The sequence below is a fragment of the Ruegeria profundi genome (genome assembly GCF_049800715.1).
Classification (GTDB): Bacteria; Pseudomonadota; Alphaproteobacteria; order Rhodobacterales; family Rhodobacteraceae; genus Ruegeria; species Ruegeria profundi_A.
In genome coordinates this window covers 102,501-104,696 of the sequence record NZ_JBNAFO010000014.1, presented here as the reverse complement: position 1 = coordinate 104,696, position 2,196 = coordinate 102,501, and the positions used below count along the sequence as shown (strand labels likewise).

General features: G+C 54.6%; 1 tRNA gene and 2 rRNA genes (1 of these 3 cut by a window edge). All 3 read right to left on the bottom strand.

Going from position 1 to position 2,196, the window contains the following annotated elements:
• Positions 1–2 precede the first annotated feature (2 nt).
• A tRNA-Met gene (locus ACP15L_RS19615) sits at positions 3–79 on the bottom strand.
• Between the two features lie 124 nt (positions 80–203).
• Positions 204–318 (bottom strand): 5S ribosomal RNA (rrf, locus tag ACP15L_RS19610).
• Between the two features lie 179 nt (positions 319–497).
• Positions 498–2,196, bottom strand: a 23S ribosomal RNA gene (locus tag ACP15L_RS19605); it runs 1,131 nt beyond the window's last position.

Here is a 2,196-nt window from a genome sequence, read left to right as displayed (position 1 = left end):
GCTGGTTGCGGGAGCAGGATTTGAACCTGCGACCTTCAGGTTATGAGCCTGACGAGCTACCGGGCTGCTCCATCCCGCGACACTTTGCGTTGGTCTACCGCCTATTCGGCTACTTGAGACCATTTGTTGGCCTACCGCTTACGCTACTTGAGGCCGTGTAGTGTTCTTCTGATCGTATTAGAGAGACTGTGGGCTTTTACTAGGTTTGGCGGTGACCTACTCTCCCGGGGCTTAAGCCCAAGTACCATTGGCGCGGCAGTGCTTAACTTCCGGGTTCGGGATGGGACCGGGTGTTTCACTTGCGCTATGACCACCAAACCGAGGAAAAGCCCATGTTGACTTTCTTGCTGTGCAAGAAAGCGACGAGGTGGCAGTTAGCGTATGTGCGTTGCCACTCGGTTGTGTTTTCAATCAACATCGCGGCTTGGCGCTACGACGTCATCCATTGTCAAGGTCGGTGTATGCTTTTGGTTTGATTTGTCTTTCTGTTACTGGATCAAATCAAGCCTATCGGGCGATTAGTACCGGTCAACTGAACGCATTACTGCGCTTACATCTCCGGCCTATTGACGTGGTGGTCTTCCACGGCCCTCAGGGAGACCTTGTTTTGAGGGGGGCTTCCCGCTTAGATGCCTTCAGCGGTTATCCTGTCCGATCATAGCTACCCAGCACTGCCGTTGGCACGACAACTGGTCCACCAGTGGATCGTTCACCCCGGTCCTCTCGTACTAGGGGCAACTCCTCTCAAGTCTCCTACACCCACGGCAGATAGGGACCGAACTGTCTCACGACGTTCTAAACCCAGCTCACGTACCTCTTTAAACGGCGAACAGCCGTACCCTTGGGACCTGCTCCAGCCCCAGGATGAGATGAGCCGACATCGAGGTGCCAAACACTGCCGTCGATATGGACTCTTGGGCAGTATCAGCCTGTTATCCCCGGCGTACCTTTTATCCGTTGAGCGATGGCCCTTCCACTCGGGACCACCGGATCACTATGGCCGTCTTTCGACTCTGCTCGACTTGTCAGTCTCGCAGTCAGGCTGGCTTCTGCCATTGCACTCAACGAGCGATTTCCGACCGCTCTGAGCCAACCTTCGCGCGCCTCCGTTACGCTTTAGGAGGCGACCGCCCCAGTCAAACTACCCGCCACGCAGGGTCCCGGGTCCGGATAACGGACCGCGGTTAGACATCAAGAGTGCGAAGGGTGGTATCTCAAGGGAGGCTCCACGGATACTTGCGTTTCCGCTTCAAAGCCTACCACCTATCCTGCACATCACAATCCTGATGCCAGTGCGAAGCTGTAGTAAAGGTGCACGGGGTCTTTCCGTCTAACCGCGGGAAGCCTGCATCTTGACAGGCAATTCAATTTCGCTGAGTCGATGTTGGAGACAGCGGGGAAGTCGTTACGCCATTCGTGCAGGTCGGAACTTACCCGACAAGGAATTTCGCTACCTTAGGACCGTTATAGTTACGGCCGCCGTTTACCTGGGCTTCAATTCAAGGCTCTCACCTCTCCTTTTAACCTTCAGGCACCGGGCAGGCGTCAGACCCTATACGTCGTCTTGCGACTTCGCAGAGCCCTGTGTTTTTAATAAACAGTCGCCACCCCCTGGTTTGTGCCCCCAGCCCCTAGTTGCCTAGGAACCGGGCCTCCTTCTCGCGAACTTACGGAGGTATTTTGCCGAGTTCCTTCAACATCGTTCTCTCAAGCGCCTTGGTATGCTCTACCAGTCCACCTGTGTCGGTTTAGGGTACGGTCTGATGGAGGGCTATTTCCAGGAACCACTCAGCAGCCCAATCAATCCGATAAGATTGAACTACACCTGTGATCCGTCACATCCTCCTGGCCTAGGAATATTAACCTAGTTCCCATCGCCTACGCCTTTCGGCCTCGGCTTAGGGGCCGGCTTACCCTGCTCAGATTAGCTTTAAGCAGGAACCCTTGGACTTTCGGCGAGAGTGTCTCTCACACTCTTTGTCGCTACTCATGTCATCATTCTCACTAGTGATCTCTCCACCGGATGGCTCACGCCCCGGCTTCATCGAAAGAACTCGATCCGTCATTACATCCAGGTGGATGCAAATACGGATGAGTTCTATGTCACACTACGCTCTGCTACCGATGCTTACGCATCCCTAGACTTCGGCTCATGGCTTGAGCCCCGTTACATCTTCGCCGCAGGACAACTTATTT